Genomic DNA, 19,341 nt, shown 5'->3' on the forward strand with positions numbered 1-19,341 from the left:
TTTTACTTCTGTCAAAAACGCTGTATGGATTCATGAAGCTTGTATGCGCTTGGCGATACGCCGACGACTTTTTTAAAGAGCATGCTGAAATGGGCGTAGCTTTTGAACCCGACCGCAAAAGCAACCTCGTAAGCTCGCAGATCTTCGCTTAGCAGCTTAGCCTTCGCAGCCTCGATGCGTGTCAGCCAAAGCAGATCGGAGAAATTTTTGCCGGTTTCTTTTTTGATTACGCGGCTTAAGTAGGAATAATTAACCCTAAGCTGATTGGCGATGACCTGCAAAGTCAGTTCTCCTTCATAAGCTTGCTCGATCATCTGCCTCGTTTCGGCTACCAACCGCTTGGGCGAGTGCTCAACCAGTGCGCTAATCCGGGCGGCGCAGCTCTGTACGTGCTTCTCCACCTCGCGCATCATATCGGTCAGGATTACGCTGGACAGTACCTTCTCCCGGATGAGAATCTTCGTCTGCGAGTCGGATTCGATGCCGAAGTCCTCCATGACGTTCTCCGCGCGTTCTGCCAGACGAATGCAAAAATGCTGAATCTCCTGCTTGCCGGCTCCCACGGTCAGCATCGTTCGATAAGCCTCTAGAAGCGCATCGGAAATGCCGTCATGATCTCCTATCCGCAGCAAATCCGAGATCAGGTTGGTTGAAATGACAAGATGCCGCTCCTTCTCGTTCTGAATCGATTTGATCGCATCGTAGGCGATAACGGATTTCTTCCCAAGCAGCATCCGGTATTCCATACAAACTGCAATTTGTCGGATCGCCTCCGGCATACGGAGCAGCGACTGCTCCTGCTGGCTGATGCCGACGGACAGGCAAACCTCTTCCGCGACGCCACCCAGCTCCACCATATGGTTGGCAAGCTCAAGTGCCTCTTCCTGCAGCACTTCGTAAGCAAGCGTACCCGCACGCATCAGAATGTAGAGCCCGGAATTCGTACCTAGTGTCCAGTAAGGGATGGTGCATCGCTCCAGCGCCGGAATTACCGTGCCCAAAGTGAATCGTTCGCGGAACGGACTCCTCTCATCAGACATCCCCGCAATGGAATCCAGCTCCGCATATAACAGGATGAACGGTTCATCCGGCAGATTGCGGTCTCGGAGCCACCCGCGCTTCTCCTCATCGTGTTCCTCTGGCAAGCCAAACAAGGAGAAGAATGCCTCCTGATGCTTCCATTCCAATTGCTGCTGCTGTTGAACCTGCTGAACGGCGTATATCAAATCCGCAGCTACGAAAGGCTTCGTGATAAAGTCCACTGCACCCAAGCGGATCGCTTTCTTCGCATAGTCGAATTCATTGTACGCGGATAGAAAAATGATCGGTAGATCCGGCTGCTCCTTGCGGATCGTCTCGGCGAGCGTGATGCCGTCCATGACTGGCATACGGATGTCCGTGAGAAGGACATCCGGCCGCTCCCTCCGCGCAATTTCCAGCGCTTCCGCTCCGTTGGCAGCGACAGCCGCAACGCTGCAGTGAATAGCCGCCCATTCCGGCATACCAGCAATGTAATCGCGTATTTCCTGCTCATCGTCCACTATGAGTACTCTCATCTCAATTGCTCCTCCTGCCAGATTTGCATAGGTATCGTGACCTTGACTGTTACGTTTCCGTCATGGTATGTCAGCTTCAAGCCATAACCGCTGCCGAAATGATGCCGGATACGGTCTTTCACATTGTCCACCCCTGATCCGAGTCCGAGCCTGGCTCCTCCTCCCCGAAACGAAGGTCGATTAACCTCCGCATCAGCCGTCAGAGGCGAAGGGTTACGGATTTCGATGACCATATGATATTGTTCCTGCCTTACCTCGATATCGATTGCTCCCCCTTCGGAAAGGAGATCGATTCCGTGTATGATGCAGTTCTCGACCAGCGGCTGCAACAGCAATCTAGGAATAGCTGCGGAACGGAACATGGCAGGCAAGCGGATGGAGTACTGCAGCCTGGCTCCGAATCGGTATTGATGGATTTGCAAATACTTCTCCACAAAGCCCAGCTCCGTCTCGAGCGGAACGAAGATGTCACCCGGAGTTATGGAGTATCGGAAGATGCCCGACAGCTTCTGAACGACATCCGGGACGTGCCTCGCCTTCTCTGGCGTTTGCGAAATAATGCTTATATATTCCAGAATGTTGTACAGAAAATGTGGATTGATATACATCCGGATCGCTTTCAGCTCCGCTTCGCGCACCTTCAACTCGTTCTTATAGTTCGTCACGATCATTTCTTCTGTCCGAAGCACCAGCTGATTGTAGCCGAGGCAGAGTTTGGCAATTTCATCCCGCCCTTTAACCTTATCGTAGACCTGGTATTCCTCCAGCTCTGCTTTGCGCATCAGCCGGTAGAGCCGCTGGATCGGATTGGTGATACGCTTGAGAATCTCATAGGTCGCAATGAACACGGCTACCCAGGCTACCAGCGTAACGGCCAGGGCGAACAGAGCCTGCTTCTTCACAAGCGTGCTTGCCCCTACCTTAGCCAATCGGATATATTGAAAATCGGCCGACTGGGATTTCTGCTTTACGACGAGAGAGTCCTCCTTTTCGACTGAGCTAAGGAGATTTCCAATTTCCGACAGGTCTGTCGAAGACAGAATAATATTCTCTGAATTTGAAATATACAACGTCCGTTCCTCGTAAGAGGCGTACAATGAAGAGACCTTGACCGGATCGAGTGTCAGGATGAGCAGTCCGATCTCCGTATCTGTCCCCATCGCGGCGCCTTCAGCATACAGTTTCAAATCACAGGCCATTCTTTTGTAGTCGGTGAAGAACGCCCACTGCGGAACATTCTTGAATTCGAACGGAAGAAGACGGAAGGCGGAGATAAATTGTAAGCGTTCTCTTGCATCCGTTGCATAAATATGACCGGTCTTGCTTATCAGATAGATATTGTCGATAATGTCGCCGACATGATTGCGGGCTTGCTCCAGCTCTGACTGCATCAAATCGATTGCAGCGGACTCCAGGCGTTTGCGGTCCTCTTCCGGTGTTCCTGAATCCGTACGGGCGTCCCTTGCCAGCAGCGAACGGATTGACTCCTGCTGGCCTAGCTCGGACAGCCGCTTGCGAATCTCGAGCAGCCGAAGATCGATTCTGCCTGCGGTCTCGCTCAAGTCCTGCTGAACCGCCTCCGTCTCATTCTTCTCCAACAGGTGATCGAATCGGACGTAGAAGGTGGTGCTGACAATGACGAGAGGCAGGAGCGTCAGTATGGAATAGACGATCAGCATTTTGTACAGTAGACGGGAACGAATCGTCTGGATCAAGCGGGTTAACATACGAATATCCACCTCCCATAGCTTCCGGCCTTGCTTGCTTTCATTTCAGCCCAGCTCCCTTCTTAATCGGACTTTTGCAACGAACAAGAAGAAACAGCTAATGCCGTCCTTGGCGGCGAAGCAAGTTTCTTCCCTCTGAAATATAAGCAAAGTATGGAGAAAACTTATACTTTCTTATATTTTCAATAAGGGACCGTTTCCCGGATGTACAGCTCGTCCGGAAAACAGTCCTTATGCCTTTATTGATTCATGCTTAACGCTCTACTTTCCTGCCGCTCCCGGCCCGCCGAACACGTCGCGAATAGCTTCCAAATAACCCATTCCATTGACCGTATCCGGCTCCAGGTAACTGCCTTCCGTCCACTCGTTCCAGGAATTCACTGTGAACATCGGCGTCGGTAGGCTGCTGCGGTCCAGATAGTCTTTCACGGCCAGCAGCGCTTTCTTGAACTCCTCCGGCGTGTTGTCCACTAGAACGGGAGTGTAGGGGTAGCCGATATTGGCATGCGTATCCGACTGTACCGTCCGCGGCGTCGAATCCCATCCCATCGACACGTTCGGATAATACGGCAGGCTGTGCTCGCTTTGCAGCGTATCCCAATACTTGAACGACTTCTGCGCGTATTCCGGATAGGAGACCGTCGGATAGCCATCAAGCTCGATATGATGAATCCATACGTAGGAAGTAGCGGTATCAAACCCAAGCTCCTCCACCATCTTCTTCGGCTCCAGCAACTTGACCTCCGTCGGCAGAATTTGCAATCCCCATACGATAACATTGAGGTTCAGCTCGCCAAGGCCCGCCTGACGCACCCGGTCCCGGAAATCGTCCAAAGCGGCCCTCGTGCTCTTCACATCGCCCAATCCCGAAATCAAACTGCCCAAGTCATAGATTGAAAAATAGAGCTTGCCGTCGAGACGCCAGTAGGAAGGATGGCTGAAATACTTCTCGATCATATAATCCGTCGCTTTGACGAACGACTCCAGCGGTGTCGGACCCGGGGTCAGCAATGTAATATCGGTCGCTCTCTTGAGCGGAAAAATATTGACCCAATCGTGGTTTGCCCACATCAGGGAAAATTTCAGGCGGTCGTTGTTGGCAGCGTTCAGGAAGCCTTCCTCGAGTCCGCGCTGCAGGAACGGCTTCCCTTCATACCAATACCAATCGTAGATGAAGGCGGTAATTCCGTTATCGGCCGCGGCCGCAATTTGCTGTTCGGACACCCGCGGATCCGCTTCGTCCTGGTATCCCCACAGCGGAACCTTCGGCTGCTGATGGCCGGGAAAACGTGGAGTCGCAGCTTTGACCAGATTCCATTCTGTCCAGCCTTCGCCGTGCCACTCTTCATTACGGGGCTCAAGATGATAGTTAGGAAAATAATAGACAGCCACTTCATAAGGCTTACTCATAAATGACTCCTCCTTGGATGTTACAGTAGTGTGTCGCGAGTACAAATTCCATTGTCCGTCAGGTCTTAAGGTGCCCTCCCCTTCCTTAGTCTCCGCCATCGGAATTCGGCAGCGAGATTAGGTATTTTCTTGGTGGTAGCCCCTCGGCCTTCTTGAACACTTTGCTGAAATGATGTCGGTCCTGATAACCGACCATGCCGGAAATCTCATTAATTGTATATTTGCCTTCAACCATGAGCAGCTTTGCTCTGTCGATCCGCAGCATCGTCAAATATTCCAGGGGTGTTTTCCCCGTTGCCTGCTTGAACAAGGTTCGAAAATAATTCGGAGACAGAAACACGGATTGTGCAATATCATTAATTTCGATATCCTCATGCATATGGCCGTACATGTACTGGATCGCTTCGATCGCCTTCTCGCCTTGGGGATGGCTCTTTTTGACCCCTTCTTTGGTGGACATATCTTTGACCATCTGGTGCAGAATGCGCAGCATAATCGCCCTCATTATAAGATGGCCGCCGTAAGGCTTCGTCTGGAATACCGTCAGCAGCTCTCGATAAAGCGGCAAGTAAAATTGCGGCTCCGATGAATGGATGACATACGGGAAATCAATTTCCGCAAGCTCAATGACCGGCCTTTCCACCAGCTTTTCGTTAACCGGCACATGGTCAATATGGGAGTAGTCCACATCCGTATAGACGCCCGGGTCGAAATCCAGCGGCTCCCCCATGTAGGCAAGGTCGAAATGAACGGCGTAGTACTGAAATGTATTTCCGTCCGGGTCATAGCAGTGGTGCTTGACGTGCGGTCGCATGAAGTGCAGATCGCCCGGTCTAAGCAAGTACTCTACGCCTTCGATGTTGTACAAGCAGCCCCCTTTGGTCACATAAATGAGCTCATAATCGTAGATTACTCTGGGAGGCACGCGGTACCCTGGGCTTGGCCGTCCGTTGCTCTCCGCCTGCGAATTGTGCTCGTGTATATAGCGTACATAAGGCGCCAGGTTCATGAAATCGATTTTTTTGACCCGTTGTTCGTTCATGGATCGTACCTCCGGTAGGTGTCGCCGCTGGCGACTACAATTATCATAAACTTTTATTCACGGAAAATAGTTGGTCAAAACGGCGGTCTTGGGGGCTTTTTCACGCTTTCGGGTAGCAGGGATGGGTTATTCGTCTATAACGCAAAACAATCTCCTCCTCGATATGCGACTTTTTTGTACATCGTAGATGCGTGGATCGCTAATTATCTTGATTGCAGCAGAGATGTTCGCGCTTTCAATTGGATAATCTTTATTTTAATCTTCTAAAGGTAAAATTCAAATGCATTCCAACAAGATATTTTGAACGACAAAAAACCTTGATGACCAAGAATCTGGCCATCAAGGTTCTCTATTTTTTTATTCAAATGCGCGTTACCAATCATATGAAGCTGGAGATCTTAATTCATTGCTGATTGTCACTCCATTATATGCATGCACCGCGCGCAGCTTCAACGCGTGTCTTGGCAGTCAACCTACACCAAAGACGGTTATAAATGATTCATCGCAATGTATACTTTTTTCACTCATTCTTAGTTATATAATTAATCATACCAAGAATGAACGTTGCCGCTTCAGCTCTAGTAGCATTAGCCTGCGGATCGAATAGATTGTTCCCTGTTCCCTGAATGAGGGCCGCTTTCTTTAGTGCTGCCACAGAAGGCATCGCCCATACAGGTATGTTTTTGGAATCGATAAAGTCGACATTGTTGCTTGTATCCGTCTTCAGTCCGAGTGCTCTTGCGACTAGAACAGTCATCTCCGCACGCGTGATGGGAGCATTCGGAGCAAAAAGATCAGCACTAACACCGGAAACAATGCCAGCCTTTACAGCCGCTTGCACACTTCCTGCATACCAGGCATCCGAATTCACGTCCTTAAACATCTGCGCATCCTCAGATGCTTCAAGCTTTAAGGCGCAAACCAAGAGGGATACAAATTCCGCACGTGTCGTAACACCTGCAGGTTGGAACAATTTATCACTCACACCGTTCACAATATGCTTTGCCGACAGTACTTGCACAGTTCTTGAAGCCCAATGAGCAGCCGGCATATCGCTAAATGCCTTCTTATATTCTAATACTGCATATTTACTCAAGTGCTGAAGTTTGACAGTCAGTGTTTTCGCACTACTGTTCACCTTCCCACCTACAAACTCCCATTGCTTTGTCATTTCGTTATAGTAGTAAATACCGAGAAGCTCTTCATCAACACCATTGGCAGCATAAGGTAAAGTAATTTCTACGCCACCTTTTACCTGTTTAATCTCAACTGTGCTACCGTCTGCTTTTATTAGCTTCACGCTAACTTCATACACCTGGCCTGCAATTTTGAGGAGAGATGATGCTCCTTGAGTGGAAGCATTCGTACCCCCGGTCTCAATCACTTGCTTAATCTGCACTTCAATTTTAGTACCTGCTTCATTACTTACCTGTTTTCTCAACGCAGTTAGCAGCACCTGATCCATATTAACGATTACTGGGCCTGCCTGCACTTGGAAGGGAAGGTCACCAATTCGGGTTAAAAGTACAGATATGATGGATTGGCTGCTCTCCAACTTCACAACGGCTTTACCATTTTCCACAACTATCGCATTTTCATTAGCATTTCCGTTATTTCCGTTGTTTCCGTTATTTCCGTTGTTTCCGCCATTATTACCACCGCTGCCCGCTGTAGTAAAGTCTAATTCATCTAAATATTTAATTTTCCCTTTGGGTTCATTTCCGTTAAAGCTTTGAATCCAGTTAGGGTCCGTAATAATCCAAAGCTTGCCGTCTCTAATTCCCCAAGCCTTGCCATCCGTTGTATGGTAAAGCACCTGCGCTGTGCTCGTCGCATTTGGCTTAAGTACCTGTACAGTTGTTCCATTCTCCAGCACCGTGTATTCGTCCGTAAAATACTTATCAATCTCAGGAAGTGCCCCTAAGTTTTTGCGATAACCCATATATACGGTATTCCTTTTGCCATTCTTCAGGCTTCCTTGAGCCAGTAAGCCTGCACCATAGAGGGTTGTAGCAGGATCGTCTTCCAAGCTGACGACTAGAACATTCGTTGATATGTTAGGGTCAAAAGTAGGCAAAACCCATTTATTGTCTAGGGTTTGGAGCGTTGCTCCTCCGCGATAATCATTGCCTGGCAGCACGACACTGCGTCTATTTAACATCCACCATGTCTCGCCTGCAGGATATACGTAATAGACTTCAGGTCGATAGTTTTCAATTTGTGCTAGAGATTCAGGAGCTAGAATTCCATCCTTGTATTCTTTTAGCCAATCGAACTGCACCGGTTTAGCTGTATAATAACCATAGGCCTCTTGGCATGAAGTAAAAAAGTCACAATTAAATAGAAAATCATAGATGCCTTTGCTTCCTGCCTTCAAGAGCATATCAAAATGATTAAACATCGTTTGTTTATCCGGATAGCCCTTTACTCCTGATTGATATTTGCGATCCATATTTTCATCCAACTGCGTTTCAGTCGTTAGGAACCATAAGGTTTGTGCAGATTGTTCGATTTGTGAATAGGTATATCCCGATCTTTCTCTCACTAAGTATTCATTATCGCCATAGATCTCTCCCCCAACGCCAGCGAATCCACCCGTCTGCTCATGATTAACAAAATATTTTCTTGGTGTTCCAGAAAGCTTAAAAACAACCGGTACATTGACGACACTTGTAATCGCGTCTGATATTTCCATCAGATAATCGTTATAGGAATCCTCTCTGAAATTGACAAAATCATCCCATAAAACGCCATGATATGCATCCGCTACATAGGTTGATCCTGGATTCCCCTTATCAACCAAATACAATTTATTGTTCCAAGCAGTTGTACCTTCACCGCGAACAATGGGGATTAAGCGCGACGCTGATTCATAAGATTCAATTGGACTGCTCATTCTCCACGCCTGATTTAACACATCCAATGTGGAATATTTCTTTTTTAACCATTCAACAAATTGTGCACTGTAGATTGGTGAATCAAAAAGAAAACCTTCATCTCCGTTGTATATGCCTGATTCGTTAGTAACAGGATCAACAAACAGTCTGAAACCAGGACCTAACTTAACCTTGCTAAGCTTATCTAACATACTATCGATCATCGAATCTCCTGCATCCCAGATATTCCTTAACGTATTGCCAGAGTATTTAACCTTAGGTGTAAAATAAACCGTATAATGCGTACCATCCGCATTCGGAAGAATAACATTTGCATGAAGCTTAAGTGCAGCTGCACCCACCTTTTGGATATCTTCTTCACCGGATTGAATGACTTCTCCTGTAGCCGGATTCATGACAACATATAAAGCTGACATAGCATCCATATAACCCTGAATTTGAAAAGTCGGTACAGTTAAGGTGACCTCTCCGCTATCAACGATATTCTCTTTCTTTAATACACCTGCTCCTTCATAGGCTCTGGGCATATAAGCAGAAAGCGTCAACCCTTGAGCACCCTGTACCTGCAGACCATAAGTAAAGCCTTCCTTTTCTAAATAATCCAGCATTTTTTGCCATGCCCATGCCGGTACCTCCATTACAGCTGTATTGATATACATATCCATTGCTCCATGCGCCTTCATATACTGCAGTACTTCTACATCCTTCTCCCAATTCGCTTTATTGATCGCAGGATCCGTTTTCGAGTAAAAGAGCAAATAATCCGAAGTAAACATGCCTCCAATCGGTACGAATGGTTTACCATCCCAAATCATCGTATGCGACTGGTTAGCATACCAAAAATGAGATTGTCCCAGCTTGCCATCTGTGAAAGTACCATGGGTTAGTGGCTTGTAGTTCGTATCCGTAGCATTGACTGCCAGTTCAACTTGCTTAACTGTTTCCTGCTCTGCTTTCAATTTGTGAAGCCCAAATTTCACCGTATAGCTGCCAGCAGGCATATCTTTAGGAAGTTGAAATGAAAATTGCGCTTGAGCTTCAACACCAGCTTGGAGTGCAGAGATATTCAAAGCAGCAAGCTCGGCAGCATACCATAGCACCTCACCTTTATAGAAGCTTAAATATCCCGTCGTATTAAAATCCACCGCTTGATTCAATTTATAAGTAACATGCCCTTCAAACGATCTATTACTTGTCAGGGTTGGCTGCATCTGAAGGTCGGATATGGTTGCCCTTAGCACCGGCTTCGTAATGCTCCCCTCTTCTTGTTCGATATTCAGATTACCTACTTGATGAGAATGCTCGCCACTTGCAGCATTATCATAATGAACATCGACAATGCCGGTCCGGATTTCACTCCTTCCTTTTGGAGCATTAAAAGGAACATTTAACTGGATCGTTTCCGTATGCTCTTCACCAGCCGTCCATGATGTTTTATTAAATTCTCTAACAGCACGTGATACAACTTCCCCATCATGCACTAATTCAACGAAGAAGCTAAGACTTCCGTTAATTGGTGCAATTGCTTTATTCGTAACTGTAACACCTACTTGTTCTTCTTGATTCACAATCGTTTTATCCAACGTACCCGTTACGTATTCAAATTTCACTGCTCCCTTATTAAAGGGTTTACTTAAACCATTGGGCTGCCAGCCCCAGCCAACTGGTACGACTGCTATAGCATCGATGCCTTGATTATATAAACCATCGTTGGCCCCTTGCCGTGGGGTGTTGGTTAAGAATCCTAAGTTATGCTGCCCTTGATTCAATGATGTTCTGCTTAATTTATGCCAATAAAAGGGCATGCCCTCAGAGACCAAGACTGCGCCTTCCGTGATAACTGGCGGGGCTGAATAGGAGCCTTCATCCAGCTTCCAGCTCCAGGAGGACATCCAAATACTCATTCCCGTTGCTAACACCCATATATCATAGCTGCCTGTCTCAGGTATATCGACTTGATACTTCGCAGTTGCCGAGGTATCTGGCGTATTCGATTGCAGCAAGAGATATGAACCTCCGCTTGCCTGTGACTCAGCGGTATTGTGATAACCCCCTTGTACAGAAAGATAATTTTCACCTTCCGTCCATAAATACGCATCTGGATCTGGAACAACTGGTGGGATTGGTTTACTTAAACCATTCGGCTGCCAGCCCCAACCGACAGGTACGACGGCGATTGCATCAATGCCTTGATTATATAAACCATCGTTAGCCCCCTGCCGCGAGGTGTTGGTTAAGAATCCGAAGTTATGCTGCCCTTGATTCAACGCTGTGCTGCTTAATTTATGCCAATAAAAGGGCATGCCTTCTGAAGCGAAGATTGAACCTTCAGTGACAACAGGGGGAGCTGTATAGGAGCCATTATCCAGCTTCCAGCTCCATGCGGACATCCAAGGACTCACTCCCGTTGCTAACACCCATATATCATAGCTTCCTGTTTCGGGTATATCGACCTGATACTCCGCAGTTGCAGAAGTATCTGGCGTATTCGTTTGCAATTTGAGGTATTTCCCTCCGCTTGCCTGCGAATCATCAGACGAATAATAACCCCCTGAAACAGATGAATAACTTTCCCCTTCTGTCCATAAATAAGAGTCTGTCTCCAAAGAAACATTGCTTAAAGTATTTTCATTAGAAGCTGCTCCATTCGATATAGCGGGAAAACTTGATAAGAGTAGGAGTAAGACAATAGCCCAACTTATCCCCTTTTTTAATGTTCTAGCTCTTTTGCTGCTCATGATTTATAACCTCCTCCATATTATTAAAGCGCTTACACGAACAATAGTATGATTTCATTCATCTACCGTAAATGGCGTATTTGAAAGTAACAGGGGGAATATTTCAAATTCTGGCCGCTTGGCAGAACCTTTCAATTTCTCTATCAAAGAGCCGCTGCACAGATGGCATGTTCTTCCGATCGCTGTTGAGCCCAGATTTCTTGTTTTGTCCCCTGATAAGGGGGAAATCCGGTCTCAAAGGCGAACGCTAACGCTTCTCCAGAATCATCCTTGTTGCCGGAATTCTCCTATTCTTCTGACTCCATCAGGCTTACTTCTGACAGCATTTTATCCAGCACATGAAGTTTTAAAGTTTTAATTTCAAACTTGCCTAGCATAACTTCCTGCTTAATATTCAATGAAGGAACGTGAAGCTGGGTCGTTCTGCTCTGTCCCGTCGGTTCAAACAAGCGAATAATATAATCCTCGGACCGCTCCGCTTTCTTGAATGTCGTTATTAGAATGCTCGAATCACTAAGTGTCAGGGATGGCTCCGGTATTTGTCCGGTTCCAGGTGGAAAGAAGGACAGCGCAAATGGCTTCTCGTTAACCGTAAGCGCATCACGGTCCACAGTCGTTAACAGCTCCGAAGCTTTGCCCGCATTAAACCAGAAACGGTAAACTCTTTCCCCTTGATCGATTCGATTGGAATATCGATCCTGCGGCATAATTGTTCGATCATTAATCGGGTGACCGGAGTAGCCGGGAGAGCGGAGCAAGGAAAGACGCATTTCACCATTGGCATAATCGGAACCATATGTCCCGTCGTTCATTTCGATCAGAACAAAATCACTTCCTTGATCATGAACGGCTGTCCATTTTTGGGCGATAACCTCTTTACCATCTGAAGGCAGGCTATCCATGCCATACGCCACTTGTCCTTGATATGACGCTTGCCGATAAGGAGTCGGTACGGAAAGTTTCATCATTTTACTTTTCTCGTTCCAATGCACACGGAGCTGAACTTCAATGAGAGTGCCCCTCTTAGGCAATTTATAAGTTTGCACAACGAAAGAATCCCCATATTGGAATACAGCTTCTATTACCGTCCTAACCTCGCCATCTTCAATAACACGCACAGACTCAAGCATCTGATCCGTCACCCCTGAGAAACGAGTCCCTTCTCTTGCGGACATTAATTCAAAGGCTCCTGCCACTTGACGGAAGCTTTGCACGTTCATTCCCCAAGCATCATCATTATCTTCTATGACCAAGGGCATGAACGCCCCAGGCGTTAACGCATCTATTCCATGAACAAGGTAGCGATCTATTAATCCCGTTTTACAATTAACGATCACTTCCATATCTTCGTTTCGGAACGTTAAGCGGTCATTGTGGGGTTTAAGCTCAGGCCTCGGTTTGCTCGCTAAAACCTCCAGTCGAACATCAAAACGATTCATTTGACCCGGAGAGAGCACGGCCTCGAACACTGTTCTTTTACGCCAGTCCAAATTCAGGTTGCTCTGCTCCTTCTCAGCTTGCGAAGGAAGCCGAAGACCATCTTGATAGACAATGGGAAGAGAGAACTCATCGTTCCAGTTCTGATCGGATAATTGGAACTCACACTCCACAATGGTTGAGATAGGGTACGGGTGCGGATTATAGACCAGAATAGGGATCTCACCTTCATCCGCTTTACGTTGTCCCTTAGAAAGCGCAAAGAAGGTTCGTGCCTTCAATCGGGATATGATTTCGAGTCCATGATCAACTAAACGCAAGGATGCTTCCTCCACGGGTTGAATAGAAGAGCCCGGAAGCACATCATGGAATTCGGTTACCATGAGATCGCACAAAGCTTCATGAATGTCACGATATGGATAGCTCGTTATATTCAGCAGAGCAGCGTGTGAGGCCATCTTTTCCAGCATATAAATTTCATTTTCCAACAACCGATGCTTTTGTTTAATCCGAATTTGTGAGGTGTAGCATCCAACTGCCCAAGGATTAATATCCGTTTCATGACGAATAAGTTCTGTACCGCTTTCTATTAATTCCCGGAAATAGGCTTCTGGTGTGGAGTGAACAATTCGATTATCCGTGCTGATTGAAATCATCTCCTGAAGCTGAACCAGATCCAATCTGGATGGACCTCCGCCATGATTGCCAATTCCCCATAGGAGCGATCCGACCGGGTTCTGCTGTTTTTTCTCCAGCCATTCCTTTACTTTACGATCTGCCTGACCTTTCGGGGAATTGTACATTTCAAGTGCATGATGCCCGATAATCTCTGAACCATCATACCCAACCCAAATGAAGTCCTCTCCAGGCAGTTCGCAGTTAACAGGATCTGGACGACAAAATATATAGGAATCGAAGCCCGATTTCTTCATGATCTGCACAAGTCCCCGAGTATGCCCGAACGGATCGAAGTTAATCGCGGTTGTGGGCTGTGAATTGAATTTTTCTTTGAAATAGAGTCGACCCAGGAGCATCTGGCGAACGAATGACTCGCCGGAGGGCATATTACAGTCTGGCTGCAAGTACCACCCCCCCATGATATGCCATTTCCCTTCCCGAACGAGCTTCTGAATACGCACGAACAATTCAGGTTCATACTCCTCCACCCATTTGTACAGCGTGACCTCATTATGATTGAAAATAAATCCATCAAAGCTCTCACACAATTCCGCGGCAACTCGGAAGGTGGAAATGGCTTCAGCAGCCCCCTCCTCCCACTCCCATAGCCATACCGGATCCAGATGAGCATTACAAATCAAATGAAAGGTTTGCAATTTAAATCCTCCTATATTCCACGTATTCATTCTGTCCCATTCAGCTCTTAACTGCTCCAGCCGTTAAGCCTTCAACAATGTATCTTTGCAGGAAAAGATATAACAAAATAACTGGCGCAGATACGATAACTAAATCAGCAAATACTAGATTCCAATCCGATGAATGCTGACCAAAGAAAAAATAGACGGTCAAGCTTAAAGTGAATCTGCTTGCTGTGTTTAAGAAATAGAACGGAGTAGTGAAGTCGTTCCAGACCGTCATAAAAGCAATAATAAGAACACTTGCGCTCACTGGCTTCAGCAGCGGGAAAATAATTTTCCAGAACAGCCCGTAGGGCTTGACCCCGTCAATTATTGCGGCTTCATCCAATTCTCTTGGAATACTATGAAAAAAACCAATATATACGTAGGTTAGAAAAGCATAATTCCCAGCAATATAAAGTAAAATGACACCTAAATAAGTACGAACTAAATGTAAATCAAACATCAGCATATAAGTGGTAATAACGGAAGATGGCAGTATCAAGCCTGCGATAATAATCGATTGGATTAGCTTACTCACTCGATTATCTTTTCTCTGAATGAAATAAGCAGACAGTGAACAGAAGATAACGATAAAGAACACACTAATAACCGTTAGAATCGTTGTGTTCCATACGGCCTGTGGAATCTTGGCACTTACGAATACTTCTGAATAGTTATTCCATATCTCCCACACGGACGGTAAGGAGAGCCCCAGATCCGAAGCTTCCGACTGTGTTTTGAAAGAATTCACAACGACCAAATAGATTGGAACAGCAATAACACAGCTGATTAATAGCGACACAGATTCCCATAATAGTTTAGTCCAACCTCGCATTCCACTCACCCTTTGTTGTCTTTATTCAGATATTTATTTGTAAGCGATACAAGGACAAGAATGATCACGAACAATAATAAGCTAGCAGCAGTCGCTTCCCCATTCCTCCCTTGCGAGAAACTCCTATAAACCATGGTGTTAATAACATTAGAAGCATTTCCTGGACCGCCGCCTGTGAGTGCATAAACGATATCAAATACCTTTAATCCACCGATCAATGAAATAATAATGTTGGTGTTAACTACAGGGAGAATTAAAGGGAAAATGATATATCGCTTCTGCTCCCAGCTTGTCGCTCCATCTATCTTGGCCGCTTCCGTTAGTTCCTTAGGAATGGTCTGGAGCGCAGCTAGAAATAAAATAACGGTTAGTCCTGTCCACTTCCATATTTCCACAAAGGAAATGGAGTACATGACAATATGTCTATTCGTAAGCCATTGCTGCGTTAGAAAGCCAAGATGAAGCTCCTTCAATAACATGTTTATAAACCCGCTGCTCGGGTGGAATAAAGCCGTAAATGCCAGTGCTACGGCGATCGGACTTAATATAACAGGAAAAAAAAGAGCAGAGCGCAAGAAATTCGTGCTTCTGAGCTTAAGATTCACAAAGTTAGCTAACAGAAATCCAAGTCCGACTTTACCGATCGTAGTTACCAATGTAAAAATAAAGGTGTTCTTAAATGCGATTGAGTTGCCTGCATCCTCAAAAATGGATATGAAATTATCAAACCCTACAAGATGGGTATACTTAAAGGTCGCATCTAGATTCGTAAAGGCATAGAAAAAATTAGAAATCGCTGGCCACACGAAAAAGACTAAGAAAATGCAGAATCCCGGGGCTAGCATAGAATACCTGTAGTAATGACGCTTCAGCATACATTTACCCTCCAAAAAATAGAGAGAGTCTCTCTTCTTCAGAAACTCTCTCCATAATTGCTTATTCAATCAAACGGTCAAACAGTTGCTAGAAAGCCTTACTTGAAATTCGGATCATCCTTGGACTTGGCGTTCTTCACTACTTCTTTCTGTTCAGCCTCTTGGACTTGCTCCGGTGTTTTTACGCCTGCGACTAAGTCCTGTAGGAATGCTGGATAATCCCCATATTGGTACGCAGGAATACCATTGGTAGGATTAACACCGACTGGACCGGCTTTTCCTTCTTCGGCAAATTTCTGCGCATCAAGCTCAGCGGGTGTCAGAAGTGTATTCGTAACCCCTTTGATCGCTGGAATACCGCCCTCTGCCCCGAAATAAATATTCTGAGTCTCGATGGATTCAAAGTAGTTAACGAATTTCTGAGCCGCATCTTGCTTACTTCCTCCTTTAACGACATACAATGCGTTTGGAGGGTATACTCCGGCAATGTCCTTTCCTCCGCCATTAAAGGGAATAAGGAAGGCTCCGATATCTTTGGTCTGATCCGCGTATTTCGTGGAAATATCCGTCATTACCCAAGTTGCCATTGGGTACATAGCAGCATCCCCATTGGCCAGTGCCTTCTGTGCATTATCGTAAGTATCCGATAAAAAGTCCTTGTTTACATACTTCTTATCCACTACATCCTTAAGGAAAGTCATCCCTTGCCTTTGTGCATCAAAATTAGAAAAAGTAGCTTTATTCGTGTACAAATTATTAGTTAGTTCCTGGAGGCCAGCCTGTGCCGCACCGGATTGATGTGTTGGGATTTGCAGAGTCCAAGCATCTTTGGCGGACAAGTACACGGGAACTTTACCTGCTTTACTAATGGCATCCGAAACTTTCCAGAATTCATCCATTGTTGTCGGAATGGTCAAATTCAAGCTTTCAAAAACCTTTTTGTTGTACAGCATGACAGCCATATTAGAACCCCCGTAAGGAGCAGCGTAGAACGTTCCCGCCGTGTCGAAAGCACCTGTCCAAACCTTCTTATCAAAGTTTGCCATCCAAGGCTGATCGTCTTGAGGAATGAACTGTTCCTCCGGTTTCCCTAAGCCGTAGCCCTCATTAACAGCTGAATAGAAGAACAATAGATCCGGTTTGTCATTCGTAGCGAATCGGGTTTTGATTAAATTATCTCCATCCACACCCTCTGGAAGCTTTTCGATCTCCAGTGTGATTCCAACTTTTTCTGCCGCATCCTTCAATACAGCTTCCATGCCGCCCTTTAACCAGCTCGTATGCATAAGTGCTTTTAAAGTAACTTTTTCCGGCGGCGCAGATGGTGGTTCATTTTCTGTTGATCCCGCATCGCTGTTCACTGGTGGAGTGACCGTTGAATTACTGTTTTTGTTTGTACCTCCGCAAGCCGCAAGTAAAATCATTGTAAGAACCATTACTGTCGTGAACAAACTTCTCTTTGTAATATTGACCCTCATTTTCATTCCTCCAAAGTTTTAATGTAAATGCTTACAAATCAATGCTATGATTTTTGCTCCCAACCGTAAATGGTGAATTTGAAAGCAGAGGGGGAAATATTTCACACGAAGGAAGCTAATATTTTGAATGTGCTATACTGATTTCGGGGGTCTGCCATGAAATCATTCAAGAATTTACAAACTAGATTATTTATTACTTATTCCATTGTTTTAATCTTATTTGCCCTTCTTATCAGCACACCTATGTATGTTTATCTAAAGAATAACATTGAAACCAATATTAAAGAGAGTGTTGAAAAGATCGTAAGCGGTTACTCCGATACCATCGATGCTAGTTCAGCTATTTCTAACAATGTCAGTACCCAGCTTTATATCAATCGTGATAATTCAAGCTATACGGCTATTCAATATCTGGAATCTATCGCCTATTCCAAAAATACGAGCTCAATCGATATCCTACAGTCTGAAAAAGCGATTCAAAACTTCCTTTACTTGAATGCAGCTGTATATAAACCGATCCACAGAATTAATATATTTACGACTAAGGGAGATTTCTTCTCTAATCAAAAGGCTGATGCTGATATTACCCAAACGATCCATTCGAGTGATTGGCTGAAGGCCGTTGAAGAGGCGAGAGGTTCCATTAAGATGGGCTATACGAAGAAAGATAGATGGTTATCCAATGACTCCAATCCTATCTTTTCTTTTCTACGACAGATCAACTGGAATTCACATCCCGTTGGGTTTCTGGAAATTCAATTCAAAGCCTCAGATCTGTTGAATTTAGATGAATTAGAGACCAAACAAAAAGCTGAAATTATGATTCTGCAAGCAGGTGAAGTTCTTTATTCATCTTCTCCCGAAGCGCTGACACCCTCTTCTCAGAGGCTATCCGCCATCTTTAATAAAACGGGCAAATCGAACGTAGGAAGCGGATTTATTACCAATGATCAGGGAAAAGAAGATTTCTTCATGTATCGGACTTCCCAAGAAACAGGAGTAACTATCTTCTTAACGATACCAGAATCGCAATTATTTGCACCTTTACGTTTAGTCCGTAATGTCATCATGTTTAGTGTAATTATTCTAATTGCCATCTCAGTCTTTGTTTACTTTATACTCGCCAGAATTTTGACTCATCCTCTAAAAAAGCTGAAAAAAGCAATTGATTCGATTAATCTGGATGAAAAAAACGAAGCTTTTATTGAAAATAAATTCCATATGGGTGAAATCGAAATCATTAATCGTTCTTTTCTAGAATTGAACCAGCGGTTACAAGACAGCCTGGAGGAAACCGTTCAGTTCCGAACCTTGCAAATGCAAGCTAAATTTGATGTTCTGCAAGCCCATATTAATCCACATTTTTTATTTAATATGTTGGGTGTCATAACCGTCTTATCGGACAGAGGCCAAATGAAAGCCGTATCTGAAACAAGCAGAAAGCTTTCCCAGTTCTTACGATATTCGATATCCTCCGGGTCTTCGATGACGACTTTGAGAGAGGAAGTTGAATTTGCAAAACATTACTTAGATCTATTAAAATCTCGCTATCAACACCGACTTTATTATGAAATCGAAGTTTCAGAATGGCTCTTGGACATCCAAATTCCTAAGCTGTTTATTCAACCCTTGATTGAGAATGCCATTCAACACGGTTTCCCAGATATCGATAAACAATTAGGCATTCAAATTATCGGAAGTATAACAGGTAATCAATGGGAGATTTGCATTCGTGATAATGGTGTCGGCTTTAAACCGGAATCTTTGGCAGCCCTAAATACCAACATTCAGAATTATCTGGAACGCATGCAAAATAATGAGCCTAGTGAGGAACCTCTTGCATTAGGCGGGGTTGGCTTAATGAATACGATTGCCAGACTCCAACTCGTCTTCAAGGAACAATATCATTTTTCTTTCGGCAATAATGAAGACTCCGGAGCTTATGTATGTTTCAAAGGTTACTTAAAACGATAAAGACATCAACCCTA

Annotated in this window: 10 protein-coding genes; 1 reads left to right on the forward strand and 9 read right to left on the reverse strand. The window is 45.3% G+C overall.

Annotation, left to right across the window (positions count from 1 at the left end; translation table 11 throughout):
* Window positions 1-11: 11 nt before the first annotated feature.
* The 9 genes from EKN16_RS17035 to EKN16_RS17075 all read right to left on the reverse strand — a co-directional run bounded on the left by EKN16_RS17035 (window position 12) and on the right by EKN16_RS17075 (window position 17,353).
* Window positions 12-1,556 (reverse strand): response regulator transcription factor, encoded by a 1,545-nt coding sequence (locus tag EKN16_RS17035; protein WP_125659670.1) that lies wholly within the window; start codon window positions 1,554-1,556, stop codon window positions 12-14.
* Window positions 1,553-3,283, reverse strand: a complete 1,731-nt coding sequence (locus EKN16_RS17040; protein ID WP_125659673.1) for a sensor histidine kinase — start codon at window positions 3,281-3,283, stop codon at window positions 1,553-1,555. The genes EKN16_RS17035 and EKN16_RS17040 overlap by 4 nt, the downstream gene beginning before the upstream one ends.
* Before the next feature lie 261 nt (window positions 3,284-3,544).
* Entirely contained in the window at window positions 3,545-4,693 is a 1,149-nt protein-coding gene (locus EKN16_RS17045) for a glycosyltransferase WbsX family protein (protein ID WP_164522838.1), read from the reverse strand.
* 85 nt (window positions 4,694-4,778) lie between these two features.
* Window positions 4,779-5,735, reverse strand: a complete 957-nt coding sequence (locus EKN16_RS17050; protein WP_125659679.1) for an AraC family transcriptional regulator — start codon at window positions 5,733-5,735, stop codon at window positions 4,779-4,781.
* Between the two features lie 520 nt (window positions 5,736-6,255).
* Entirely contained in the window at window positions 6,256-11,370 is a 5,115-nt protein-coding gene (locus EKN16_RS17055; protein ID WP_125659682.1) for an S-layer homology domain-containing protein, read from the reverse strand.
* A gap of 287 nt (window positions 11,371-11,657) precedes the next feature.
* Window positions 11,658-14,141, reverse strand: coding sequence for a glycoside hydrolase family 38 N-terminal domain-containing protein (locus tag EKN16_RS17060; protein ID WP_197719093.1), 2,484 nt, complete (start codon window positions 14,139-14,141; stop codon window positions 11,658-11,660).
* Between the two features lie 40 nt (window positions 14,142-14,181).
* Entirely contained in the window at window positions 14,182-14,967 is a 786-nt protein-coding gene (locus EKN16_RS17065) for a carbohydrate ABC transporter permease (protein WP_232015816.1), read from the reverse strand.
* Between the two features lie 38 nt (window positions 14,968-15,005).
* Window positions 15,006-15,875 carry a carbohydrate ABC transporter permease gene (locus EKN16_RS17070; RefSeq protein WP_125659691.1) on the reverse strand — a complete coding sequence of 290 codons (870 nt, stop codon included), beginning with the start codon at window positions 15,873-15,875 and terminating at the stop codon, window positions 15,006-15,008.
* Window positions 15,876-15,973: 98 nt separating this feature from the next.
* Complete coding sequence (locus tag EKN16_RS17075) at window positions 15,974-17,353, reverse strand: ABC transporter substrate-binding protein (RefSeq protein WP_164522839.1); 1,380 nt, start codon at window positions 17,351-17,353, stop codon at window positions 15,974-15,976.
* Between the two features lie 156 nt (window positions 17,354-17,509).
* Here EKN16_RS17075 and EKN16_RS17080 point away from each other — a divergent pair, with 156 nt between their 5' ends.
* Complete coding sequence (locus EKN16_RS17080; protein ID WP_125659695.1) at window positions 17,510-19,327, forward strand: sensor histidine kinase; 1,818 nt, start codon at window positions 17,510-17,512, stop codon at window positions 19,325-19,327.
* Window positions 19,328-19,341 lie beyond the last annotated feature (14 nt).

Origin of the sequence: Paenibacillus baekrokdamisoli, assembly GCF_003945345.1 — a bacterium.
Taxonomy (GTDB): Bacteria; Bacillota; Bacilli; order Paenibacillales; family Paenibacillaceae; genus Paenibacillus_Z; species Paenibacillus_Z baekrokdamisoli.